Annotated in this window: 21 protein-coding genes and 1 pseudogene; 12 read left to right on the forward strand and 10 right to left on the reverse strand. The window is 72.7% G+C overall.

Annotated elements, in window-relative coordinates; translation table 11 throughout:
• Nucleotides 1–27 precede the first annotated feature (27 nt).
• From F7P10_RS26450 to F7P10_RS26470, 5 genes are read right to left on the reverse strand one after another with little or no spacing between them, the layout of a single operon-like run.
• Nucleotides 28–609 carry a DUF6518 family protein gene (locus F7P10_RS26450; RefSeq protein WP_151013206.1) on the reverse strand — a complete coding sequence of 194 codons (582 nt, stop codon included), beginning with the start codon at nucleotides 607–609 and terminating at the stop codon, nucleotides 28–30.
• A 7-nt stretch (nucleotides 610–616) separates the two neighbouring features.
• Entirely contained in the window at nucleotides 617–1,744 is a 1,128-nt protein-coding gene (locus tag F7P10_RS26455) for a methyltransferase domain-containing protein (protein ID WP_151013208.1), read from the reverse strand.
• Nucleotides 1,741–2,703, reverse strand: a complete 963-nt coding sequence (locus tag F7P10_RS26460) for an MvdC/MvdD family ATP grasp protein (protein WP_151013210.1) — start codon at nucleotides 2,701–2,703, stop codon at nucleotides 1,741–1,743. The genes F7P10_RS26455 and F7P10_RS26460 overlap by 4 nt, the downstream gene beginning before the upstream one ends.
• Entirely contained in the window at nucleotides 2,703–2,960 is a 258-nt protein-coding gene (locus F7P10_RS26465; RefSeq protein WP_151013212.1) for a hypothetical protein, read from the reverse strand. The genes F7P10_RS26460 and F7P10_RS26465 overlap by 1 nt, the downstream gene beginning before the upstream one ends.
• Nucleotides 2,961–2,985: 25 nt before the next feature.
• Nucleotides 2,986–3,369 (reverse strand): hypothetical protein, encoded by a 384-nt coding sequence (locus tag F7P10_RS26470; RefSeq protein WP_151013214.1) that lies wholly within the window; start codon nucleotides 3,367–3,369, stop codon nucleotides 2,986–2,988.
• 812 nt (nucleotides 3,370–4,181) lie between these two features.
• On the opposite strand from F7P10_RS26470, the gene F7P10_RS26475 reads away from it, so the two are divergent.
• Nucleotides 4,182–5,027 carry a GntR family transcriptional regulator gene (locus F7P10_RS26475; RefSeq protein ID WP_218040146.1) on the forward strand — a complete coding sequence of 282 codons (846 nt, stop codon included), beginning with the start codon at nucleotides 4,182–4,184 and terminating at the stop codon, nucleotides 5,025–5,027.
• A gap of 55 nt (nucleotides 5,028–5,082) precedes the next feature.
• Here F7P10_RS26475 and F7P10_RS26480 read toward each other — a convergent pair whose 3' ends face one another.
• Nucleotides 5,083–5,781: a TetR/AcrR family transcriptional regulator gene (locus F7P10_RS26480; protein ID WP_151013217.1), complete on the reverse strand. Its 699-nt coding sequence runs from the start codon at nucleotides 5,779–5,781 to the stop codon at nucleotides 5,083–5,085.
• Between the two features lie 85 nt (nucleotides 5,782–5,866).
• On the opposite strand from F7P10_RS26480, the gene F7P10_RS26485 reads away from it, so the two are divergent.
• The 5 genes and pseudogenes from F7P10_RS26485 (at nucleotide 5,867) to F7P10_RS26500 (ending at nucleotide 11,162) form a co-directional block, all read left to right on the forward strand.
• The gene (locus F7P10_RS26485) at nucleotides 5,867–6,826 is read left to right on the forward strand and encodes a sorbosone dehydrogenase family protein (protein WP_218040147.1); all 960 of its coding nucleotides are present in this window, start codon (nucleotides 5,867–5,869) and stop codon (nucleotides 6,824–6,826) included.
• A 222-nt stretch (nucleotides 6,827–7,048) separates the two neighbouring features.
• Nucleotides 7,049–7,219, forward strand: a pseudogene (locus tag F7P10_RS44635) (Dabb family protein); the annotation flags it as partial.
• Nucleotides 7,220–7,564: 345 nt separating this feature from the next.
• A complete protein-coding gene (locus F7P10_RS44640; protein WP_176611918.1) occupies nucleotides 7,565–8,017 on the forward strand; it encodes a (2Fe-2S)-binding protein in 453 nt (150 codons plus the stop codon).
• Nucleotides 8,014–8,997, forward strand: coding sequence for a xanthine dehydrogenase family protein subunit M (locus tag F7P10_RS26495; protein WP_151013221.1), 984 nt, complete (start codon nucleotides 8,014–8,016; stop codon nucleotides 8,995–8,997). The genes F7P10_RS44640 and F7P10_RS26495 overlap by 4 nt, the downstream gene beginning before the upstream one ends.
• Nucleotides 8,994–11,162: a xanthine dehydrogenase family protein molybdopterin-binding subunit gene (locus tag F7P10_RS26500; protein WP_151013223.1), complete on the forward strand. Its 2,169-nt coding sequence runs from the start codon at nucleotides 8,994–8,996 to the stop codon at nucleotides 11,160–11,162. Before F7P10_RS26495 ends, F7P10_RS26500 begins: the two co-directional genes overlap by 4 nt.
• 60 nt (nucleotides 11,163–11,222) lie before the next feature.
• Here F7P10_RS26500 and F7P10_RS26505 read toward each other — a convergent pair whose 3' ends face one another.
• Entirely contained in the window at nucleotides 11,223–12,608 is a 1,386-nt protein-coding gene (locus tag F7P10_RS26505) for a hypothetical protein (RefSeq protein WP_176611667.1), read from the reverse strand.
• 330 nt (nucleotides 12,609–12,938) lie between these two features.
• On the opposite strand from F7P10_RS26505, the gene F7P10_RS26510 reads away from it, so the two are divergent.
• Nucleotides 12,939–14,366 carry a carotenoid oxygenase family protein gene (locus tag F7P10_RS26510; protein ID WP_151013225.1) on the forward strand — a complete coding sequence of 476 codons (1,428 nt, stop codon included), beginning with the start codon at nucleotides 12,939–12,941 and terminating at the stop codon, nucleotides 14,364–14,366.
• Nucleotides 14,367–14,376: 10 nt separating this feature from the next.
• On the opposite strand, the gene F7P10_RS26515 is transcribed toward F7P10_RS26510, so the two are convergent.
• Both F7P10_RS26515 and F7P10_RS26520 read right to left on the reverse strand, forming a co-directional pair.
• The gene (locus tag F7P10_RS26515; RefSeq protein ID WP_151013227.1) at nucleotides 14,377–15,147 is read right to left on the reverse strand and encodes an ABC transporter permease; all 771 of its coding nucleotides are present in this window, start codon (nucleotides 15,145–15,147) and stop codon (nucleotides 14,377–14,379) included.
• Entirely contained in the window at nucleotides 15,140–16,078 is a 939-nt protein-coding gene (locus F7P10_RS26520) for an ATP-binding cassette domain-containing protein (protein WP_151013229.1), read from the reverse strand. The genes F7P10_RS26515 and F7P10_RS26520 overlap by 8 nt, the downstream gene beginning before the upstream one ends.
• A gap of 78 nt (nucleotides 16,079–16,156) precedes the next feature.
• On the opposite strand from F7P10_RS26520, the gene F7P10_RS26525 reads away from it, so the two are divergent.
• Nucleotides 16,157–16,837, forward strand: coding sequence for a TetR/AcrR family transcriptional regulator (locus tag F7P10_RS26525; protein ID WP_151013231.1), 681 nt, complete (start codon nucleotides 16,157–16,159; stop codon nucleotides 16,835–16,837).
• Between the two features lie 248 nt (nucleotides 16,838–17,085).
• Here F7P10_RS26525 and F7P10_RS26530 read toward each other — a convergent pair whose 3' ends face one another.
• Entirely contained in the window at nucleotides 17,086–17,922 is an 837-nt protein-coding gene (locus tag F7P10_RS26530; protein ID WP_151013233.1) for a class I SAM-dependent methyltransferase, read from the reverse strand.
• Between the two features lie 106 nt (nucleotides 17,923–18,028).
• On the opposite strand from F7P10_RS26530, the gene F7P10_RS26535 reads away from it, so the two are divergent.
• From F7P10_RS26535 to F7P10_RS26550, 4 genes are all read left to right on the forward strand, one after another.
• Nucleotides 18,029–18,673: a TetR/AcrR family transcriptional regulator gene (locus F7P10_RS26535; protein ID WP_151013235.1), complete on the forward strand. Its 645-nt coding sequence runs from the start codon at nucleotides 18,029–18,031 to the stop codon at nucleotides 18,671–18,673.
• 173 nt (nucleotides 18,674–18,846) lie between these two features.
• Nucleotides 18,847–19,932 carry a family 2 encapsulin nanocompartment cargo protein terpene cyclase gene (locus tag F7P10_RS26540; RefSeq protein WP_151013237.1) on the forward strand — a complete coding sequence of 362 codons (1,086 nt, stop codon included), beginning with the start codon at nucleotides 18,847–18,849 and terminating at the stop codon, nucleotides 19,930–19,932.
• Between the two features lie 78 nt (nucleotides 19,933–20,010).
• Nucleotides 20,011–20,889: a geranyl diphosphate 2-C-methyltransferase gene (locus F7P10_RS26545; RefSeq protein ID WP_151013239.1), complete on the forward strand. Its 879-nt coding sequence runs from the start codon at nucleotides 20,011–20,013 to the stop codon at nucleotides 20,887–20,889.
• A gap of 12 nt (nucleotides 20,890–20,901) precedes the next feature.
• The gene (locus tag F7P10_RS26550) at nucleotides 20,902–22,329 is read left to right on the forward strand and encodes a family 2B encapsulin nanocompartment shell protein (RefSeq protein ID WP_151013240.1); all 1,428 of its coding nucleotides are present in this window, start codon (nucleotides 20,902–20,904) and stop codon (nucleotides 22,327–22,329) included.
• The last annotated feature ends 51 nt before the right edge of the window (nucleotides 22,330–22,380 follow it).

The following is a 22,380-nucleotide window of genomic DNA, read 5'->3' on the forward strand; positions in this document are numbered from 1 at the left end:
CGGCCCGTCCGGCGCCGCCGGACGGGCTCACAACTTCGCGAACCGCCGGACGACCACGACCAGGGCGACCGCCGCGGCACCGGCCAGCACGGTCCACCGGGCGACCTGCTCCGCGGCCGACAGCGGGACGAGCGGGTGCGGCCCGCGGAACACGAGCATCTCCAGGGCCGCACCCGCGGGAACGACGAGCCCCGCGAGCAGCCCGACGGGCCCGGGCCGTCCGATCCGGCTCCCGAGCGCGCCGAGTGGAGGCCCGGCTACGGCGGCGGCGATGCCCCAGAACAGCAGCGCGCCCGCGTGCATGCCGAACGGCTCCTGGCGAAGCACCGGATCGAGCACGTAGTACGCCGCCGTGGCCGCGAGGAGTGCCGCCGCTCCGGCGAGCGCCCCGTGGACGGGTCGGCGCGCGAGGCAGCCGACGGCCACCGCGAGCGCCGCCCAAGCCCAGCCCACACCCAGCAGCCGGCTGACGACCTGCAACACCGGCCCGGCGACCGTGTCGGCGAACGCCCCGCCGACGGCGGTGTAGGGGCTCGACAAGGCGTTGAGCAGCGACGTCGCGGCCCCGAACGCACCCCCGATCGGCAGGGCGACGAACACTCTGAACATGGGACGACTATCCCAAATCCCCGACCGGTTCCGTTCCCTCGGACGTCCGCCGCCCGAGCCGCTGCCCGTCCGGCTCGACGGTGAGCCCGAACGCCCCGACACCGGGCCGTCCGTGCTCGATCCACCAGGCGTGGGCCGCCTCGACGTCCGTCCAGACGTCCGAGGGCCCGCCGTACTCGACGCGTGCCGGGACGCGCGTCGACACCTTCGCCCACGAGCCGTCCGGCGCGGTGATCTGCGTACCGTCCTCACCGGGGAAGGCGTTGACGCCCGGTAGCCGGTGCCAGACCAGCAGCGACAGCCCCGGCGTGTGCAGCGCGCCCGCACCGACCTCGCTCGTCCGGCTCCGCACGGACGTCGCGTCGATGTGGACCACCTCCGGAATGCCCGGCCGCTCGACGCCGGTCCGGGCCGACATGAACCCCCAGGTGCAGTCGACGAGCGGCCCGCTCGCCGTGCCGTCCCCGTCCACGGTGAGCCGGGCCAGCGCGCCCGCCCAGGTCATGCCCCGTGGACGGACGTCGGCGAGGACGACCCCGCCCGGACGAACCTGCTCGATCCAGGCCCACGGGACGCGCTCGAACGCGACGGTCGCGATGACCCGATCGAACGGAGCCCGCCCCGGACACCCGAGCGCCCCATCACACGCCGCGAGGTGAGGCCGGTATCCCGCATCGGCGAGCCGCCCGCGCGCGGCATCCACCAGCGCCGGATCGATGTCGATCGACGTGACGTTCCCCGAGCTGACCCGCTCGCACAGCAACGCCGCGTTGTACCCGGTTCCCGTGCCGACTTCGAGGACGGTCATGCCGCCGGAGACGTCGAGAAGCTCCAGCATCCGGAGCATCAGACTCGGCCGTGTGGTCGAACTCGTGGACCACGCGAACCCGGGCTGCTCCGGATGCTCCATGCGCTGCGTCACCAGCGTGTCATCGTTGTAGACCGCGTCGAGCCACCGAGGATCACCGGCGCCGACGAGCCCGGACGCGTCGTCGTAGAACGCGGGGACGAACGCGTGCCGGGGCACCGACGCGACGACCTCACGCCACACGGGGTCGGTGATGGCACCCTGCCTGACGAGCCGATCGGCAAGATCACCCGCGCGGGCCCGCCAACCATCGAGATCGTCGGTCATGCGGCCACTCCCAGAAGCGTGCCGGCGATCGACCCTGCGATGGGCGCGCCCGTCTCGTCCTCCAGCCAGGCCCACTGCGAACCGGGCCCGCACTCAAGGAACCACCATGCACCGTCACCGGTCACGGCGAAGTCGAAAACGCCCAGCTCAAGTTCGAGAGCCTTCAGGTAGGCGTGGCATGCACGGGCCACCTCGTCAGGGACGTCGGTGCTCTCGTACGTCAGCGAACCGTATGCCACCCGGAAGTCTTGACGTCCGGACGGATCGTCCGTGCGGATGGCGACCCCATGCACTCGCCCGTTGCCCGTCGCGACCAGCCGGACGTCGTGCGACTTGGGCACGTTCGTCTGGAACAGATGCAGCGTCGTGGCGACCCGATCGTCGATCGCGTCCGCACTCACGGGCGTCGTGTAGATCAGCTTGACCCGCTCGTCCTCGCTGATCAGCTTGTGCATCGTCGCCTTGTACACGACACCCGAGCCCGAGCGGGCGAAGTCCCGAGCCTCGTCCGGACGGTTCGTGATGGTGCTCGCCGGAACGCGGAATCCGCACCGCACCGCCGTGGCCATCTGAAGCGGACGGTACTCGGCATCGGCCAGCCGCGCCGGGTGCGACACCCAGCGGGCAGGGAGCGACATGAACACCCCGCCGAACCCGAACCTCGCCTCCACAGAGGCGAACCGCCGCTCCGGCTCGCTCAACGTCCCCGGAAAGCTGAACGGCTGCGACTGGCGGTAGTACACCGCAGTGACGTCGTCCAGCCGGACGGCACCGTCCGGACCGGAGATCTCGCCGCGCCAGCCGTCGTCCCCAAGACGGACGGTCATGTCAGCTCGAACCGGAAACCATGCGGTGTCGAACCATGCGACACGCGCACCGCGCATCGCCAGCGCGTCCGAGACGTAGACGGCTTCGGCGTCGTCCCGTTCGGCGAGCATGAGCACCACAGGCGTGGGCATCAGTCGGTCACCGTCTCGGTGACCGTGTCCTTCCGGGTGACGCTGTCGTCGGTGTATGTGGTCGCCTTGGGGACGCTCTTGGTGCTCGTGGGCTTGCCGTGCTTCCCCATGGCACGGACAGGCGCGGGTACCACCGCACAGTCCATCCCCCACGGACGTTCGGTGGCCGAACGGGGCGCCGCGCTGACCGGTACGGCGTGCCCGGGAAGCCCGAGCGGGAACCGGTCACCAGGGTTGACCAGTGGATCGTCGTTCATCGGAAACCTTCCTTCCGCGCGAGGCTCACCAAGAGCCCGGGAACATTCGGTGCTTGAGCAGGGAGTCGACCCTCTCGGCCGCCGCCTTCGGATCCCCACAGGGGGACAGGTAGCCGTATCTGCCGCGCGCCGCTTCGTAGTAGCCCCACGTTCCGCCAGGTACAGCCTGGACACCCACGGCCACGCCGACATGATCGTCCGGCCCACCCGCAAAGACCCACAGCAGCGGCAGGGAAACGGGGAATTCGTCGGCCCGGTACAACTTGATGCACCGGTAGCCCCTCGGCTGGAGCGTGCTCGCGAGCAGATCCAGATAGCGGACGACGACGGCGCGGTTCCGATGCGTGGCTGTACTGCGGCGCAACCGATGCCACCCCACATGACCGCCCAGCGGACGCAGGCGTCCCATGGAGCCCCCTTCGGTGATCTAACGATGTGTTGAATCAGGACGAGATCCGCGACCACACCCACTTGCCATGCGGACGCGTCCTGTCGACGCCGCACTGGACCGACAGGGCTTCGACGATGGGCAGCCCACGACCACAGGTCCCGGCGTCGTGCCCGGCGTCGAGGGCGTTGCCGATCGGGGACGATGTCGTCCAGCGTGGGTTCCGTGATGCGCTCGGCCATCGGCAGTTCGTCCGATGAGTCCCAGACGCCCAGCAGGACCGAGCCGGGCTCTCGCGTGAGCCGGACCCGGATCTCCCTGTCCGGGGTGCACCGCAGCGCATTGGTGACGAGCTCGGTCATGACGAGCTGCACGTCATCCGCGATTCCGAGCAGCCTCCACTCCGTAAGCCGGAACCCCACGAGCGTCCGGACCTGCCCAGGAGTCGTCCGGGTGACGACACAGGCCATGTCCATGTCTGCGGCGGTCGTGAATCCGATGTTCACTCGTGTGTCCTTGTCTGATGTGACCTGGGGAAATCCCTCCAGTCCGGTGGCTGACACGGTCGTGGCGATCCGGACCCGCTATCGATCGCGGTCGCCGTAGGTTGGACGAGCATCATTGGAGGCTCCAGATCGCGTGCATGTGGTGCTCGCAGGCCCTGTGCCCAGGGGGTTTCTGCGTCTCACTTCCGACATGCCGGGTACGTCTGTAAGGTGCGAGCGATGACCTTGATCGAGATTTGCTTCAACAAATCTCGTCTGGGTTCATCGTGGCGGTAGCCTGCTGGTCTGTCAATAAGCTTCAACAATTAGATGCGATGGGGTGGACACGTGGGGGCAGCTCGGTACAACGAGATCGCCGATGATCTGCTGCGCCGGATCGATGAAGGTGAGTGGCAGGCGGGTGAGACGCTGCCGCAGATGGCCAAGCTGGCGAAGCATTACGACGCGAGTCGGAACGTGGTGGCACGTGCGGTCGGCAAGCTTGCGCAGGAGGGGCGTTTGGTCTCGGTGCCTCGTCGGGGCACGGTCGTCCGGCCGATGCATCGCAAGACCGTCATGCGCACCGACCTGGTCAGGCGGAACACCCGGCACATGAAGGACGGGCGGGAGTTCGCCGCCGGGTACAGCTTTCCGGCCGCGATGGGCAACGAACTGTGGGTTCACCATGTCGAGCCGGAAGTCGGTGAGGTCCCGATCGAGGACGCGCGCTTCGCGCACATGCTGAACGTGCCGGTCGGTGCGGCGGTCATGACGCGCGTGCGGGTGACGGGACCGGAGGGGGAGCCGGCGTTCCAGATCTCCACGACGTGGATCCACCCGCGTATATCCGCCGAGGTTCCAGAGGTTGCGGAGCCGCTCGGGACGGGACCGGGCGCATGGGTCGACGCGATCGAGGCCGCGGGGCACGGGCCGCTGGAATGGCTCGAACGTCGGCGGGTGCGGATGCCGACCGCGCGGGAGACGAAGCTACTGCTCATCCCGGCCGGGCTGCCCGTATGGGAGATCGCTCGCATCAGTTACAGCGCGAAGGATGAGAAGGCCGTCGATGTGACTCAGGTCGTCATCCCGGGTGACCGGATGGAGGAGGTGTCGCGGCTGCGGCGGGACGAGTCCGCGCTCTGGCCGCACGCCGCCGCCGGCCCCGACGGCCGTCCGGTGGCCCCCGCCGGTTGACGCGCGTCCGGGCGGGCCTGCGGGGGATTCGTCGGCCGGTCCGGGACGGCTCGGCTCAGGTGGGCGGGGGGTGGTTCGCCGCGCGGTCCAGGAGTTCGTTCATGAGGGCGCGCTCGCCGGGTGAATAGAGGTCGGGGGCCTCGTCCAGGACGGCTTGCAGGGCCACGGCGCGGTGGGCGATGGCGGGCGGGCCGGGGGCGGCGGCGGTGGTGATCGCCGCGATGACGGCCTGGCGCAGCCGGTCGGCGAGGGCGGGGTCGCGGTTCGCGGGCGGCGTCTCGATCAGGTTCATCGTGACGCCGACGCAGGCGGCGTGCATCATGCCGATGGCGGTGTCGACGCCGACGGCGAGGCGTCCGGCCGCGGCGATGCGTTCGACGAGCATGCGGAGCCGCCGCAGTCCCTGTTCGGCGGCGGGGGGCCGGTGCCCGACGGACCGGCCGTACATGAGCATGTAGTGCGCGGGGTTCGCCAGGCCGAAGTCGACGTGCAGGTCCCAGCCGCGGCGCAGGTCGTCCAGCGGGTCGTCGGAGAGTTCCTGGGCGTGCTTGCCGGCGAGGTAGCGCGCGAACCCGTCCTCGGCGACGGCTTCGAGCAGCCCGTTCATGTCGGTGAACAGGCGGTAGAGCGTCGGGGACTGCACCCCGGCCGCGGCGCTGACGGCGCGGGTGGTCACGGCTTCCCGCCCGTGGTCGTACAGCAGCCGGGTCGCGGCGTCGACGATCCGCCGGCGGACCTCTTCTCGATCACTCACGTGGCGATGCTAACAAAAAGTCGTTGCCATCGATTGTGTTGCCATCGATCCTGATTTAACGTTGGCGCTGACAACGGGAGGCGTCATGGATCGACGATCGAAACCGGCTCGGCTCGCCATCGCGTTCGTGGTGGCCGCGGGGCTCGGTGTGACGGCGTGCGGCCGCGGCGCGGAGCCGACCACCGCTCCCTCACCGGCCTCCGCGCCGGCGCTGGGAGAGCGCACCGAACTGGTGACGAGGCTGGAGGCGCCGTGGGGGCTCGCGTTCCTCCCCGACGGCTCGGCCCTGGTCTCCCTGCGGCTGTCCGGACGGATCGTCCGGGTACCGGCGGACGGTGGTGAGGCAGAGCCCGTCGGCACGGTCCCGGGGGTCCGGACGAGCTCGGAGGGCGGGCTGCTCGGCCTGGCCGTCTCGCCCCGGTTCGCCGCCGATCGCACCGTGTTCGCCTACGTGTCCGGCTCGCCCACCAATCGTGTGGTCGCGCTCCGGATCGCCGAGGACCACCGCTCCCTCACCCGGACGCGGGTCCTGCTCGACGGCATCCGGACCGCCGACCGGCACCACGGGGGCCGGCTGCGCATCGGCCCGGACGGCAACCTGTGGATCGGGACGGGCGACGCGTTCGAGCCCGAGAACGCCGCCGACGACACCTCGCTGAACGGCAAGATCCTCCGGATCCGCCCGGACGGCACGATCCCCGGCGACAATCCCTCCGGTACCGCCATCTACTCCAGCGGGCATCGCAACGTGCAGGGCATCACCTTCGGGCCGGACGGCACCATGTACGCCTCCGAACTCGGCCACCGCACCTGGGACGAGGTGAACGTGCTCCGGGCCGGCGCGGACTACGGCTGGCCGGAGGCCGAGGGCATCGAGGGCGACACCGGGGAGCCGCCGATCGCCACGATCCACCCCGACGACGCGTCCCCGTCCGGGGTCGCCTACGCGCGCGGCTCCCTGTGGATCGGGGCGCTCGGCGGGCAGCGCCTCTGGCAACTGCCCGTCCGGGGGAGCGCGCCATCGGCCGGCCGATCGCCCACCTGACCGGCGATTATGGCCGGATCCGCACGGTCGAGGCGGCACCGGACGGAACGCTGTGGATCGTGACGTCCAACACCGACCGCGCCACCTGGGGCGGCACCGACCCCCGCCCCGGCGACGACCGCATCATCCGCGTCCGGCTACCCGCCCAGGGCGGGTGACCGCACGACCGCCACGGCCCGCGGTTCGCGCGGCCGGTCCGCGCGGAGGAAGGAGACGAGCGCTTTGATTTACCACGGCATCCGGCTGACGTTCACACCCGAAGCCACACCGGAGCAGCGGACGGAGGTCCTCGAAAGCCTGCGCGAACAGGGCAGGGACGTCCCGTCGGTGCGATCCTTCGCCGTCGGCCGCGACCACGGCGGCGACCACGAGTGGGGCGCCGTCTTCGTGATCGAAGACCTGGACGGCTACCGCGACTTCCTCGAGCGTTCGGCGCGCCGCCGCACCGGCGAGGCCGGTCCGGTCGTGGACTCCGTGTCGTCCGTCCTGACCGACGACACCGACCCGGCGACCGGCGCGCGGATCACCGAACTGCTGGAGGAGGCGGGAGGGCACGGCGGGCCGGAGGCCCCCGCGCATACCCGGCGGACGGTGCTCAAGGCCATCGCGGTGACCGCCGCGGGCACGGCCGGGGCGGGGACGGTCGCGGCCCCGGCGGCCGCGGCCGAACCGGCGGCGGGCGGGAGCCCGGCCGGGTCCGCGCCCGCCATCGCCGGCGGGACGTCGGCGCGGGTGGTCATGTCGGTCAACGGGCGGCAGCGCGAGGTCGTCCTCGAGCCGAGGGTGACGCTTCTCGACGCGTTGCGCGAGCGGCTCGGCCTGACCGGCACCAAGAAGGGCTGCGACCGGGGCGAGTGCGGGGCGTGCACGGTCCTGGTCGACGGCGAGCGGGTCAAGTCCTGCCTGACGCTCGCGGTGATGCGGCGAGGAGCCGAGATCACCACGGTGGAGGGGCTCGCCCGCGGGGACGAACTGCACCCGGTGCAGGAGGCGTTCATCCGGCATGACGCGTTCCAGTGCGGCGCGTGCACTCCCGGCCAGATCATGTCCGCCGTCGCCTGCATCGACGAGGGGCACGCGGGTTCGGAGGCGGAGATCCGCGAGTGGATGAGCGGGAACCTCTGCCGGTGTGCGGCGTACCAGAACATCGTCGCCGCGGTCGCCGACGCCGCGCGGGAGGTGCGGCGGTGAGGGCCTTCGGTTACACGGTCGCGCGCAGCCCCGCCGAGGCGGTGCGGATCGCCGCCGCGACGTCCGGCGCGACGTTCGTGGCGGGCGGCACCGACCTGCTGAACCTGATGCGGGACGGCGCGGAGGTGCACGACCACCTCGTCGACGTCAACGCGCTCGGCATCGGCGGCGTCGACTTCGAGTCCGGACGGCTGCGCGTCGGAGCGGCGGCCAGGATGCGGGAGGTCGCCGAGCATCCCAGGGTGCGGCGGGAGTTCCCCGTGCTGTCGGAGGCACTGCTGGCCTCGGCCTCCCCCCAGGTCCGCAACATGGCCGCGATCGGCGGGAACCTGCTGCAGCGCACCAGGTGCGGGTATTTCCGGGACCCCGGCTCGGCGTGCAACAAGCGCGTCCCGGGCAGTGGCTGCCCGGCGATCACCGGGCACAACCGGGGGCACGCGATCCTGGGCGGCAGCGAGCACTGCATCGCCGCGCAGCCCTCGGACCTCGCGGTGGCGCTGACCGCGCTGGACGCTACGGTGCACCTGCTGGGCCCCGCCGGCGAACGGGCCGTCCCCATCGCCGACTTCTACCTCCTTCCGGGCTCCACGCCGATCCGGGAGACCGCGATGCGGCCGGGCGAACTGATCACCCGGGTGGACGTGCCGCGCACGGCCGCCGCCGCGCGTTCGCGCTACCTGAAACTGCGCGACCGGGCCACCTTCGAGTTCGCGGTGGTGTCGGTGGCGGCGGCGCTGCGCACCCGGGGCCGCCGGGTGGAGGACGTGCGGCTCGCGTTCGGCGGCGTGGGCACCCGCCCGTGGCGGGACGTCCGCGTCGAGGAGGCGCTGCGGGGCCGGCGGCTGACCGGGCGGACGGTCGCCGAGGCGGGGCGCGTCCTGGTCCGGGACGCCCGCCCGCGCGAAGGGAACGGGTTCAAGGTCGAGCTCGTGCGGCGGGCGCTGGAGAGCGTCCTCGACGACCTGGGAGGCGTTCGATGAGCGGGCTGGTCGGCAAGGGCGTGCGGCGGGTGGACGGCCGCGCGAAGGTCACCGGCGCGGCGCGCTACGCCGCGGACAACGAAGTTCCCGACCCGCTGCACGGCTTCCTGGTGATGAGCACCGTCGCCCGCGGCGAGGTCACGGACATCGACACGGCGGCGGCGCTGGCGCATCCCGGGGTTGTTGCGGTCCACACCCGCATGCCGGGGCTGGTGTTCCCGGGCTTCCCGTACAACCGGGGCTTCATCCCGCTGCAGGACTCGCGGGTCCACCACACCGGGCAGCCGGTCGCCTACGTCGTGGCCGAGACCCTCGAGCAGGCGCAGGAGGCCGCGAGCCTGGTGAAGGTCCGCTACCGGACGGAGGGGCCCGCCGTGCGGCTGGACGACGCCCTCGGCGAGGCCTTCCTCCCGCCCGAGTTCAACGGGGAACCCAACGAGTTCGTCGACGGTGACGCCGAAGCGGCCCTCGCGCGGGCCGAGGTGCGGATCGAGCAGACCTACACCAGCCCGACGCAGCATCACAACCCGATCGAACCGCACACCACCACCGCGGTCTGGGACGGCGACGACAGGCTGACGCTGTACGAGAGCGCGCAGGGCGTGATCTTCTCCCGGCTGGTCGTGTCGAGGGCCTTCGCGCTGGAACCGGGGAACGTCCGGATCATCTCGCCCTACCTGGGCGGGGGTTTCGGCGCCAAGGGCCCGGTCTATCCGCACACGCTGCTCACCGCGGCGGCGGCGAAGCTCGCCCGGCGGCCCGTGAAGCTGGTCCTGTCGCGGGCGCAGATGTACACGTCCAACGGCCACCGCTCGGAGTACCGGCGGAGCATCCGGCTCGGCGCCACCCGGCGCGGCCGGCTCACCGCCATCGTCGACACCTCGACGGCGCAGCTGACCCGCACCGACACGCACGTCTTCAACACGAGCGACTCGACGCTCCACCTGTACGACTGCCCGAACGTCCACGTCCGGCAGCTCGGCGTGCGGCTGGACCTGCCCACGTCCAGCTTCATGCGCTCACCGGAGACCACCGCGCACTTCGGCCTCGAGACCGCCATGGACGAGCTGAGCCACGAGCTCGGCATCGACCCGGTGGAACTGCGGACGCGCAACCACGCCGCCGCCGACCCCCGGACGGGACGGCCGCACGCCGACAAGCACCTGCTGGAGTGCTACCGGGCGGCGGCCAAGGCGTTCGGCTGGGAACGCCGCAACCCCGAGCCGGGGACGACCAGGGACGGCGACGAGTACGTCGGCTGGGGCATGGCCACCGAAACCCACACTTACGGCGCGATCCCCTCCCAGGCGAGCGTCACGGTCGGCGTGGACGGGCGGGCGACCGTGCGGGCCGCCACCCAGGAGATCGGCACCGGCACCTACACCGTGCTCACCCAGGTCGCCGCCGACGCGCTCGGCATGCCCCTGGAGCATGTCACGACGCGGCTCGGCGACACCGCCTTCCCCGAGGCGTCCCTGTCCGCGGCGTCGGCCACCATGTCCAGCGTGGTCGGGCCGGTCTCCGAGGGCGCGCGGGACGCGCGGGACGCCGTGGTCGCGCTCGCCGTCGCCGATCCCCGGTCCCCGCTGCACGGCGTGCCCGCCGGGGACGTCGTGGCCGAGGGCGGTCACCTCTTCGCCCGCGGCGACCGCCGCCGCAGGGACGGCTACCGCGCCGTCATGGCCCGCCACGGTCGCCCCGTCGAGGTCACCGGACGCCTGGACAACAGCCCCGGGCACAGCTACGGCGCGGTGTTCCTGGAGGTCCGGGTCGACCCGCGGCTCGGCGGCGTGCGCGTGAGCCGGGTCGTGACCGCCCACGACCTGGGACGGGTCCTCAACCGGCGCACCGCGCGCGGCCAGGTCATGGGCGGCGTGACGTGGGGCATCGGCTTCGCGCTGCTCGAGCACACGCTGGTGGACCCGAACACGGCCCGGATCGTCAATCCCGACCTGTCCGGATACCTGCTGCCGGTGAACGCGGACGCGCCCGAGTTCGAGGCCATGTTCGTGGACCGGCCGGCCCGGGACAGCAACGCCCTCCAGGCCCGCGGCTTCGGCGAGACGCCAGGAACCGGGGTGCCCGCGGCCATCGGCAACGCGATCTTCCACGCCACCGGCCGGCGGCTGCGGAACGTCCCCTTCACGCGGGACAAGCTGCTCTGATCGACCCCGGCCACCGGGGCGGCCACGGCCGGCAGGGCCGCCCCCGGTGCGCCTCCGGGGTTACCTCGGGACGTAGAGGCGGATGTCGTCGATGAGTGCCGAGCCCTCGTAGTAGTTGAGGTGCGGGTCGCCGATGATGAACGAGTCGGGGTAGGCCGAGCCCGCGGGCCAGGTGTGCTCGGTGGTGTAGGTGCCGGACGGGCCGGTGTGGGTGAGGCTCTGGTCGAACCGGCCGTCGTACTCGCCGGGCGTCTGGTTGTAGTGCCAGATCGGGCGGCCGTCCTCGACGAAGCCGTGGTGGAAGCGCAGCGTCGCCTGCCCGATGTGCCGGAACGGACCGCTCATCTCGATGGTGTAGCCGGTGGCGTCGCGTTCGACCGCGAACCGGTAACTCGCCTCGGGCAGCAGTTCCGGGCGGAGTTCGGCACCGGTCAGGAGGTCGCTGTAGGCGCCGTCCTCGCCGAACGGTTCGTCGCCCGACCAGTTCCCGCACGCCGTCTTGAAGTAGTACTCGTTGCTGACGTTGTTGTTCTGCGGACGGAACTTGTCGCCGCGCACGAAGATGGCGTTCACGCCGTTGAACGTGCCGTCCATCGTGCTGTAGATCTCGCCGGTCTCGGGATTGCAGATCCCGTTGCCCTCCGACCAGGTCTGGTTGCTGTTGTAGCCGTCCATGATGACCTTGCGGCGGTAATGGATGCCGGGGTTGCCGTGGGGTGCGGGCGTGGCGTGATCGAGGATGGTCATGTAGTAGAAGCCGTTCTCACGCTTGACGTCGCCGTATTCACAGCGCGTCTTGCCGGGCAGCGCGCCCTTGAACGTCCACGGGAACCCGGTCTTGCAGCCGTCCTCGGTATAGCCGTTGTACTTGCCGTCGTACTCGAAGCTCCCGTCGCGCTTTCCGCCGAAGTCGATGCCGCGCAACGTCATCTCTACGCGGTACTGCGGGGGCAGCGGCCGGGTCGGCCGGATCAGCACGCCGGCGTCCCAGCTCGGCTCGGAGATCCGCGCGACCTTCGCGCCGTCCGGGAGCCGGGTGGTGGACAGTCCCGGCTGCGAGTCGGGCCGGCCGTCCTTGTCCTTGTCGACGGCGGCGATCTCGGCGGTGAGCCACCCGCCGCGGCCGAACGGCACCCGCTTGCGGTACACGTCGAGCGTCTGGAGCCGTTCGGTGAACTCGGGGCCGCTGATCGTCTTCCAGACCTCGCCGTCGTCGTCGAACGGGCCGACGTGCCACGGGCTGTCCGGCCCGTGCGGATCACGCTGCCACCTGGCACGGTCCACCGTGAGCGGGCGGTGGAACCCCTCGTGGGCGATCAGCCGCCAGCCGTCCCGCGCGGCTCCCCGGTCGGGGCCGGCCGCGCCGGCGGGGGCGAGGACGGCGGGCGCGGCGGCGACGGTCGCGGCGGTGCACACCGCCGTGGCCGCTCTCCAGCGTCGTCTCATGACCTGCTTCCTTCCTCCAGCGCCCCCGGAGGCCGCGTCCCGTGAGGGACGGCCGCTGTATGCCGACGTGCGTGACCGAAACATCGACGGAACACCGGCCTGACAAAGTGGTAAAGACCTCTTGGGTCTCTCGGTGGGATGAGGGGTTCTTTCCTGGCCGGGACACGCGACTTCGGTCTTGATCGACGCTCACCATACGAACCGTCCGAACAATTGGTCAATACCAATCTCCCGATGCGTCGCCCGCGCCTCGCTCCGTCCCGAGTCGGGATGAGGCGCGGACGGGCGGGCATGGGGGAGCGCAGGGCACCGGTGTCGGGGGAGGTTGCCATGGCCGCGGGTTCCACCGGGTTCGATCCGACTCGAGTCGCGCATCTCGGCGGGCGGTTCGCGCCCGTCACCAGGGAGGTGGACGAGGCGGAGCTGAGGGTGGAGGGCGAGCTGCCCGCCGAGCTGGACGGCGTGTACCTGCGCAACGGCCCCAATCCGCGGTTCAGCCCCATCGGCTCGTACCTGTTCCCGATCGACGGGGACGGCATGGTGCACGGCGTGTGGATGAGCGAGGGACGGGCCCGGTACCGCAACCGTTTCGTGCGGACGCCCGCGATGCGCGCGGAGGAGAGGGCGGGACGAGCGCTGTGGGGCGGCGTCGAGTCGCTGATCACTCCGGGGCTCGACGAGGTCGGGCCGGACCTGGCGCACACGTTGAAGGACCTGCCGGACATCAACGTGGTGCGGCACGGCGGGCGGCTCCTGGCGCTCGCCGAGTCCGACAGCCCGTTCCGGCTGAGCCCGGACCTGGAGACGCTCGGCAAGGAGACCTTCGGGGGGCGGCTGCCCGCCGGGATCACCGCCCATCCGAAGATCGACCCGCGCACCGGGGAGATGGCCGTTTTCTGCTACGGCCTGGAGGCGCCCTACCTCACCTGGGCGCTGCTCGGCCCGGACGGCGAGGTCGTGCGGGGGCCGACGCCCGTGGCGGGCGCGGAGGTCCCGGTGATGATCCACGACATGGCGCTGACCGCGCGCTACCTCGTCATCGTCCTCGCCCCGGCCTACCTGGACCTGGCGGCGGCGATGCGGGGCGGCTCGTTCCTGGACTGGCGGCCCGAGGACGGGACGCGGATCGCGCTGGTGCCGCGCGACGGGGGGACGGTGCGCTGGGCGCACGACTCCGCGTTCTGGGTCTGGCACACGGTGAACGCCCACGACCTGCCCACGGGAGAGGTCGTCCTGGACTACGTCCAGTGGCCGGGCCCCGGGCTCGGCCCGCGCCCCGCCGGACCGGGCGGGGCGCCGCGCGGGCTCGCGCGGGCCGTCCTGGACCCGGCCGCCGGGACCGTCCGGCGCGAACTGCTGGACGACGCGCGCGTGGAGTTCCCCCGCGTGGACGACCGGATGCTCGCGGGGCCGCACCGCCGGATCGCCACGGCCGCCGGGACCGGACGGACGCCGGACCTGCTGCCCGGCGAGTTCGACGGGCTGCGCTGGTACGAGGTGCGGGACGGGGAGGTGTCCGCGCAGACGTGGGACGCGAACCCGCTCTCGGTCGGCGAGCCCGTGTTCGCGCCCGTCCCCGGCACCACCGGCGCGGACGAGGGGTACTGGCTCACCTTCGCCACCGACCGTACCGACCTGAGCAGCCAGCTGCTCGTCCTGCCCGGAGGGGACCCGGCCGCCGGGCCGGTCGCGCGCGTCCACATCCCCGTGCGCGTGCCGCTGGGGCTGCACGGAATCTGGCTGCCCGCGCGGGAGTGACGCCTCCGGATCAGTCGCGGCGGGTCAGGGCGCGGGTGCTGACCGCCAGGCCGAACGCGCACCAGGCAAGCAGGACGGCGAGGTCCCGCGGGCTCGCGCTGTGGACGTCCGACAGCAGGCCCGCGCGGAGCAGGTCGGCGGACGGCTGGAACGGGAGCAGTCCGTGGACGGACCGGAACCACTCGGGCAGGCGCGCGGCCGGAAAGGTGATCGGGGAGAACAGCAGCACGAAGAACACGAGGATCTGGGTGGCGAGCTGGGCGAGCAGCGGGGGCAGCAGGACGGCGACCGCGTAGCCGACCGCGGTCGCCGTGACGGCGGTCAGGACGGACGCGGCCGCCAGGAGCGGCCAGTCGAAGGAGTAGCCGAAGCCGTACCGGAGGTGGGCGACGACCAGCGCGACGGGGACGCCCGGCAGGGCGACCGCCAGCCACACGGTCACGTCGGCCAGCAGGAGGAGGGGGCGCGGCACCGGCAGGGCGCGCAGGTAGGTGAAGGTGCCCCCGGCGCGCGCCTGCGCGACGCCCTGGGGGACCATCACGAGGCCGACGACCACGAGCAGGACGGTGGGCGCGCCCGTCGACAGGAACCGGGCGGCCGCGGTGTCGATGCCGGGGACGAGGAAGCCGAACCCGACGATGACGCCCGCGGCCAGAAGGGACTGGACGACGATGACGAGCGGCAGTACCGCGCCGGTCTGGGCGATCGTCCAGCGCAGCAGGGTCGCGTAGGTCGCCCAGAGCCCGGTGCGCGGCGGGATCGCGACGGTCGCCTCAGGCATCGGCGGGCTCCCGGGTGGTCGCGGCGAGGTAGGCGTCCTCGAGGGTGGCGGGGGCCAGCGCGTAGCCCTCGATCCGTCCGGCGGAGCGGAGGGCGGCGGCCCAGGCGACGGCGGCTTCGGCGTCGGACGTGCCGAGGGTCAGCAGCACCCGGCGGCCGGTGCGGACGCGGCGGGCGACCGGGACCGGGGCGGCGCCGGACGGGTCGGCGCCGTCCGGGTGCAGGGCGAGTTCGAGCCGCAGGTCGTCGCCCCCGCGGAGCCGGTTCGGCGTTCCGGCGGCGACGACGCGGCCGCGGTCGAGGACGACGAGTTCGTCCACGACGCGTTCGGCCTCGGCGACGTTGTGGGTGACGAGCAGGACTCCGGCGCCGTCGTCGCCGAGCCGGCGGACGGCCCGCCACAGCCGGCGCCGCCGCGAGGCGTCGACGTCGTTGGTGGGTTCGTCGAGGACGACGAGCGGGACGGGCGCGACGGCGGCCATCGCGAACGCGGTCAGCCGGCGCACGCCGCCTGAGAGGCCGCCGCCCGGTACGGCCCGCCGGTCGAACCACTCGCCGATGTCGAGTTCGTCGGCGAGCGCGTCCGCGGCGGCCCGCGCGCCGGTGCGGGACAGCCCGCGCAGCCGTCCGGCGATCTCGATGGCCGTCCGGGGCGTCAGGCCGTCGAGCGGGGCCTGTGCCTGGGCCTGGAGCGCCACGCGGCGGCGGGCGGCCGCCGGGTCGGCGACCGCGTCCGCACCGGCCACCCGGATCGTCCCGGCGTCGGGCTTGAGCAGCCCCACGAGCTGCGAGACGAGGGTCGTCTTGCCCGCGCCGTTGTGGCCGAGCAGCCCGACGACCTCGCCCGCGCGGACGCGCAGGCCGATCCCGTCGTTGGCGACGACCGGGCCGAACCGTCTCGTGAGGCCGTCGATCTCCAGTACCGCGTCCATCGTCACTCCGAAATACCGTTGGTATTGAAGTACCGACGGTATCAGGATGCCAGTGGTACGTGAACTACGATGTGCGGCATGGATCGACGCCCCACGACGGCCGCACCGCGGGTGCGGCGGAGCCGCGCCGAGCTGAAGCGGGAGACGCGGGACGCGCTCGTCCTGGCGGGGCTCGTGGCGTTCACCCGCGACGGCTACCACGGAGCGAGCCTGGAGGGGATCGCGGGCGAGGCCGGGTACTCCAAGGGCGCGGTCTACTCGAACTTCGGCGGCAAGGCCGAGCTGTTCCTCGCGGTGATGGACCACAACCTGGAGGCGCTGCGGGGCGCCGACTGGGACCCGTTCGCGGCGCCGGAGCCGGACGGCGCCGACGACGGCGCGGCGGAGCTGGTGCGCGGGTTCGGGCTCGCGACGCTGGAGTTCATCGCGACGGCCGCGCGCGACGACGCGCTCGTCGACGCGCTGCGCACGCGGGTCCGGGCGCTGCTCGACGCCTACGGGCGGGTCGCGGCCGCGGGCCGTCCGGACGGCGAGGACCTCCCGGCCGGCGACGTCGCGATGCTCATGGCCGCGCTCGAGCAGGGGGCGTCGGTGCTCGCGCTCAGCGGCGTCGCGTCCGTCGAGGGCGGGCTGCTGCGCACCGGCCTGCGGCGGCTCGTGGACCCGGCGGGCGCGGCGGGGGAGCCGTCACCGGGACGGGACGGCCGCGCGTCGCCGGACGTCGAGCGTGTGCGGCGCCTGATGCGCGACATGCCCTGACCGCCCCGGCCTCGGACGTCCGGTCCTGCCGTCCCGGACGGCGGTAACCGGCGCGGTGACCCCGGGGCGTGGGGCGGCTCAGGGGGGAGGGCTTCGGCCGGCGCGTGCCACCCGGCGCGGTGGCCGCCGTCCTCGCGCATGCCTGGGGTCACGCCGATGGGGCCGAGATCGGTGTCACCGTCGCGCGCCTTCCCGCCGATGTTCCTCGCCCGACGACCGCGACGCTGCATTCTCGACCTTGCTTGAAGTCACCCTCCGGGGCGGACGGCGGTCACGAGCCATACGGAACCGCGGATCCGGACTCCGTCCGGGGTCTCGTAGGCCCGGAGTCCCGCCCGGAGATCCTCGCGGACGCGCGCGGCGGCGTCCCGGTCGATGTCCTTGAGGTTGAAGCGGACCGGGCCCTGGCCGAGGATGAAGTCCGCCGCGTCGGCGGCGTCGCGGCCGTAGTCCATCATCGCCTCGACCGGACGGACGCGCACCTCGAGCAGCCCCGCCTCGCCGAGCACCCCGCGGATACGGTCGGGGTCGACCAGCGACCCCATGCCCCGGGACGCGGGCGAAGGCGCGCGCATCAGCGGTGCGAGCGCGGCGGTGGCGCGGGTGTAGGGGCTGTCGGGGCCGCCCGCCCGCGGGGCGACGAACGCCAGGCGGCCGCCGGGCCGGAGCGCGCGGGCGATGTTGGCGAACGCGGCCACGGGGTCGGCGAAGAACATGACGCCGCCGCGGCTGATGGCGACGTCGAAGGCGTGCTCCTCGAAGGGGTGGACCTCGGCGTCCGCCTGCACGAACCGGACGCCGGCGACGCCCCGCGCGGACGCGTCGGCGCGGGCGCGGGCCAGCATCGGCGCGGAGATGTCCGCGCCGAGCACCCGTGCGGCCCGGCGCGCGGCCAGCAGGGCCGTCTGGCCCGTGCCGCACCCGACGTCCAGGACGCGGTCGTCCGCGCCGATCGCGGCGGCGGCCAGGAGCGGCTCGTTGAAGCCGCCCATCATCGCGTCGTACCGGGCGGCGCCGTCCGCCCAGGCCGCGCCCTCCCAGCCGTTCCACGCTTCCGCCTGCTGGGTGTTGGCGATCGTGTGCATCGGTCTCCTCCGGTCTCCGGGTGCGACGGCTCCCGGGCGGTGCGCCCGTCCGGCCATCTTTTTAGAGTCGAACTTTAGTGTTCGACTCTAGATATAAGCTCCCACCATGAACGACGTCAAGCGGACGGACAAGCGGACGGACGGGCGCGCCGAGCGCTCGCGCCGCACTCGGGAGAAGATCGTCGAGGCGGCGCGGGAGCTGTTCGTCGCGCAGGGGTACGGGGCGACGAGCCTGCGGGAGGTCGCCGACGCCGCGGGCGTGGCCGTCCAGACCGTCTACTTCGTCTTCCACAACAAGCGCACGCTGTTCAAGGACGTCGTCGACGCGGCCATCGCCGGTGACGCCGAGCCCGTGGCCACCATGGACCGCGCATGGTTCCGCGCCGCGTGCGCCGCGCCCACGGCGGCGGAGCAGTTGCGCGCGCACGTGCGCGGCACCCGGGAGATCCTGGGGCGGGTCGCGCCGATCATGCCGATGATCGCGGCCGCGGCGGCCACCGACCCGGAGATCGCCGCGCAGTGGCCGGGTGGCCCCGATCCGCGGTACACCGTGCAGCGGGCGGCGGCCGGCGCGCTCGCGGGCAAGCCCGACGCCGATCCCGGCGTCGACGTCGAGACGGCCGCGGACCTGCTGTTCGGCCTCCTCAGCCCGGAGCTGTACCTGATCTTCGTGCGGGATCGCGGCTGGTCGCCGGACGCGTGGGAGGAATGGGCCGGTGCGGCCCTGATCGCCCAGCTCTGCCGAGCGTAGTTCCCCGGCGCCACGTGCGTCGCACGGTTACCACGTGTCACTCTCGGTGTCCATGGCCGTGTCCGGTCGCGGTCCCTTCCTTTCGCGATAGTTACTTATCGTGTGCGCTCATGTGCGAACGGTGGCATCCTCTTGGTGGAATCGAGGACGTCGCGAGATCTTCGGGAGGCCGCATGGGCGTGGGGCAGTCGGCGGAAGGACGCGTTCCGTGGCGGATGCCGGGGCCGGTCGGGCTCGGCACCAGCGGGACCGCGGTGCCGAGGACCGCCCCGCCCTACACCCTCCGGACCTGGGGCGACGGCTCGGCGCCGGCGCTGTACGTCCCGGCCGTCGAACGCGTCGACGCGATCCTGGCCGCCGACGTCGAGGCCCGGCTGCGTGCCTGGGCGGCCGCCCTCGGGTTCAGCGACGACGAGCTGGACGCGATGGGCTCCGCGGGCTTCGGGCGCCTCGCGATGCTCACCCATCCGGACACCGACGACCCCGACGCGCTGCTCACGGCCGCGAAGCTGAACGCGAGCTGGTGGGCCGCCGACGACTACTACGCCGACGACACCGCGCTGGGCGCCGTCCCCGAACTGCTGCCGCCCCGGCTGGCCCTGGCCATGTCCGCGATGGACGGGCCGCCGGAGGCGGGCGACTTCACGCCCCCCTTGGACGCGGCCCTCGGCGACGACCTCGTGCTGCGGATGCTGCGGTCGGCCACCGCCCATCTCGCGGCCCGCGCGAGCACGGCCGTGGTGCAGCGCGTCTGCTACTCGACGTTCGCGATGTTCGTGAGCTGGACGGCCTACGCCGCCTGGCGCGAGACCGACCGGCACCCGCCCGCGTGGGAGTACCTCGCGGCCCGCCAGCACGACAGCTTCTACACCTCGATGACGCTGATCGACGCCGTCGGCGGCTACGAGCTGCCCGCCGAGCTGTACTACCAGCAGCGGGTCCGCGAGGCGCTCTTCCGGGCGGGCACCGCGTCCGTCCTGGTGAACGACCTGTTCTCGGTGGCGAAGGACGCGGCCGACGAGAAGCCGGTCTGCAACATGGTCCTGCTCGTGGCCGCCGACCGGGAGTGCTCCGTCGAGGAGGCGACCGCGGCCGTGGTCGACCTGCACAACGACTTCGTCCGCGGCTTCCAGCGGGCCCAGAACGAACTGGCGGTCGTGCCGTCCCCGCAGCTCCAGTGGTTCCTGCGCGGCGCGCAGGCCTGGATGGGCGGGGGCTTCGAATGGCACGCCACCAACGAGCGCTACCGGGACGCCTGACCGCCCGTCCGGCCCCGTCCGGCCCCCGTCCGAAACCCTGCCGAACCTGCCTGACCCATGCCACGAGGAGGAACCCCCATGTCCACGACCACCACGACCACCGCGACCACCGCGACGGCGAACGTGCTCAAGAGCCCCTACCAGCGTTCGGTCGCCGACTACTGGAACCAGGAGCGCAACCCGGTGAACCTGCTGCTGGGGGCGGTGGACGGCATCTACCACCACCACTACGGCATCGGCGAGCCGGACTGGTCGGTGCTGGAGGGGCCGCAGGAGACCCGCGAGCAGCGGACGATCGAGGAGCTGCACCGGCTGGAGACCGCGCAGGCCGGCTTCCTGCTCGACCAGCTCGGCCCCGTCCCGGCGGACGGGCGGCTGCTGGACGCCGGGTGCGGGCGGGGCGGCACGAGCCTGATGGCGAACCTGCGGTTCGGCTGCCGGGTGGAGGGCATCTCGATCTCCGAGGAGCAGGTCAGGTTCGCAAATGAGCAGGCTGAGCAGCGGGGCGTCGCCGACTCCGTGCGGTTCTCCTTCCGCAACATGCTCTCGACCGGGTTCGAGACGGGCTCCTTCGACGGCATCTGGAACAACGAGTCCACCATGTACGTCGACCTGAACGACCTGTTCGCCGAGCACAGCCGGCTGCTCAGGCGCGGTGGCCGCTACGTCACGATCACCGGCTGCTACAACGACGTCTACGGGCTGCCGTCGCGGGCCGTCAGCGAGATCAACTCGCACTACATCTGCGACATCCACCCGCGCAGCGCGTACTTCAAGGCGATGGCCGCGCACGACCTCGTCCCGATCGCGACCGTGGACCTCACCGAGGCGACCATCCCCTACTGGCGGATGCGCGCCCGCTCGCCGCACCTGGCCACCGGCATTGAGAAGGCCTTCCTCGAGGCCTACACCGGCGGGAGCTTCCACTACCTGCTGATCGCCGCCGACCGCGTCTGACGAAGGAAGGCCATGACCTCCGTTCCGCAGGACGTCCGTCCGGGCCCGCTCAGCCTGTCGACGGACGCGGCCCGCCTGCTCGCGACCACGACCAAGACCCGGCCCCAGATGCAGGCCATCTCCTCGCGGTGGCTGCTGCGCAAGCTCCCGTGGGTCGAGGTGTCCGGCGGGACCTACCGGGTCAACCGACGGCGCGTCACGACCGCCCGGCAGCGGCTGCTCGCGTTCCGGTGGGGGGCGTCCGGCGTCCACGTGGCACCGGACTCCCTCGCCGGGTTCCCCGCCCTGCACGGGCTCGCCCCGGACGTCCTCACCGAGCTGGCCGGACGGTTCACCGCCCGCGACGTCGAGCCCGGGGACGTCCTCGCCGCCGAGGGCGCCCCGGTGACGGAGGTGCTGGCCGTCGCGCGCGGACGGGTGGAGCGCATCGGCACCGCCCGGTACGGCGGGACGGCGATGCTCGGGGTCCTCACCGACGGGCGGCACGCGGGCGGCGACCTGCTCGCGGCGGACTCCGCGGACGCGGCGGACGCCGGGGAGTCCGGGCCCGTCTGGCGGGAGACCCTGCGGGCCGCCACGCCCGCGACCGTCCTGGCGCTGCCGCGCGAGGCGCTCGCCGAGCTGGGCGACGCGAGCCCGGCGCTGCGCGCGCACCTCGCGGCGTTCCGCGCGGCGGCGTCCGAACCGGCGAACCGGCGGGGGGAGGCGGAGATCCGGCTCGCGTCCGGGCACGGGGGCGAGCCGCCGCTGCCCGACACCTTCGCCGACTACGACGCCCGGCCGCTGGAGATCGAGCTGGCCGTCGCGCAGACCGTCCTGAACGTCCACACGCGGGTCGCGGACCTGTACAACGGGCCGATGGACCAGGCGGAGGAGCAGCTGCGCCTGGTGGTGGAGGCGCTGCGGGAGCGGCAGGAGTGGGAGCTGGTCAACAACCCGGAGTTCGGGCTGCTGCACCAGGCCGACGACGCGCAGCGGATCGCGTCCTGGTCCGGTCCGCCGACACCGGACGACATGGACGACCTGCTGGCGATGCGGCGCGGCACCCGGCTGTTCCTCGCCCACCCGAAGGCGATCGCCGCGTTCTTCCGGGAGTGCACCCGGCGGGGCGTCTACCCGGACCAGATCGTCGAGGGGGAGAAGCGGCTGCTCGGCTGGCGGGGCGTCCCGATCTACCCGTGCGGCAAGATCCCGGTGACGTCCGACCACACGTCGTCGATCATGGCCATGCGGACGGGCGAGGACGACTCGGGCGTGGTCGGCCTGCACCAGACGGGCCTGCCCGGGGAGTACGAGCCGTCGCTGAACGTCCGGTTCATGGGCGTCACCGAGGCGGCGATCACCCGCTACCTGGTGAGCGCGTACTTCAACGCGACGATCCTCGTCCCGGACGCCCTGGGCGTCCTGGAGGGCGTGGAGATCGCGGCGCCGCGCGCGTGACCGGCCCGGTACGTCCCCCGTCTTCCCAGGTCGGGGGCGTACCGGATCGGT

Source organism: Actinomadura sp. WMMB 499 (assembly GCF_008824145.1).
GTDB lineage: Bacteria > Actinomycetota > Actinomycetes > Streptosporangiales > Streptosporangiaceae > Spirillospora.

Bases quoted from the DNA above. Each gene is read 5' to 3' on its own strand.
- F7P10_RS26450 (WP_151013206.1), bottom strand. From the start codon at position 609: ATGTTCAGAGTGTTCGTCGCCCTGCCGATCGGGGGTGCGTTCGGGGCC.
- F7P10_RS26455 (WP_151013208.1), bottom strand. From the start codon at position 1,744: ATGACCGACGATCTCGATGGTTGGCGGGCCCGCGCGGGTGATCTTGCC.
- F7P10_RS26460 (WP_151013210.1), bottom strand. From the start codon at position 2,703: ATGCCCACGCCTGTGGTGCTCATGCTCGCCGAACGGGACGACGCCGAA.
- F7P10_RS26465 (WP_151013212.1), bottom strand. From the start codon at position 2,960: ATGAACGACGATCCACTGGTCAACCCTGGTGACCGGTTCCCGCTCGGG.
- F7P10_RS26470 (WP_151013214.1), bottom strand. From the start codon at position 3,369: ATGGGACGCCTGCGTCCGCTGGGCGGTCATGTGGGGTGGCATCGGTTG.
- F7P10_RS26485 (WP_218040147.1), top strand. From the start codon at position 5,867: ATGGATCGACGATCGAAACCGGCTCGGCTCGCCATCGCGTTCGTGGTG.
- F7P10_RS44640 (WP_176611918.1), top strand. From the start codon at position 7,565: ATGTCGGTCAACGGGCGGCAGCGCGAGGTCGTCCTCGAGCCGAGGGTG.
- F7P10_RS26500 (WP_151013223.1), top strand. From the start codon at position 8,994: ATGAGCGGGCTGGTCGGCAAGGGCGTGCGGCGGGTGGACGGCCGCGCG.
- F7P10_RS26505 (WP_176611667.1), bottom strand. From the start codon at position 12,608: ATGAGACGACGCTGGAGAGCGGCCACGGCGGTGTGCACCGCCGCGACC.
- F7P10_RS26510 (WP_151013225.1), top strand. From the start codon at position 12,939: ATGGCCGCGGGTTCCACCGGGTTCGATCCGACTCGAGTCGCGCATCTC.
- F7P10_RS26515 (WP_151013227.1), bottom strand. From the start codon at position 15,147: ATGCCTGAGGCGACCGTCGCGATCCCGCCGCGCACCGGGCTCTGGGCG.
- F7P10_RS26520 (WP_151013229.1), bottom strand. From the start codon at position 16,078: ATGGACGCGGTACTGGAGATCGACGGCCTCACGAGACGGTTCGGCCCG.
- F7P10_RS26525 (WP_151013231.1), top strand. From the start codon at position 16,157: ATGGATCGACGCCCCACGACGGCCGCACCGCGGGTGCGGCGGAGCCGC.
- F7P10_RS26530 (WP_151013233.1), bottom strand. From the start codon at position 17,922: ATGCACACGATCGCCAACACCCAGCAGGCGGAAGCGTGGAACGGCTGG.
- F7P10_RS26535 (WP_151013235.1), top strand. From the start codon at position 18,029: ATGAACGACGTCAAGCGGACGGACAAGCGGACGGACGGGCGCGCCGAG.
- F7P10_RS26540 (WP_151013237.1), top strand. From the start codon at position 18,847: ATGGGCGTGGGGCAGTCGGCGGAAGGACGCGTTCCGTGGCGGATGCCG.
- F7P10_RS26545 (WP_151013239.1), top strand. From the start codon at position 20,011: ATGTCCACGACCACCACGACCACCGCGACCACCGCGACGGCGAACGTG.
- F7P10_RS26550 (WP_151013240.1), top strand. From the start codon at position 20,902: ATGACCTCCGTTCCGCAGGACGTCCGTCCGGGCCCGCTCAGCCTGTCG.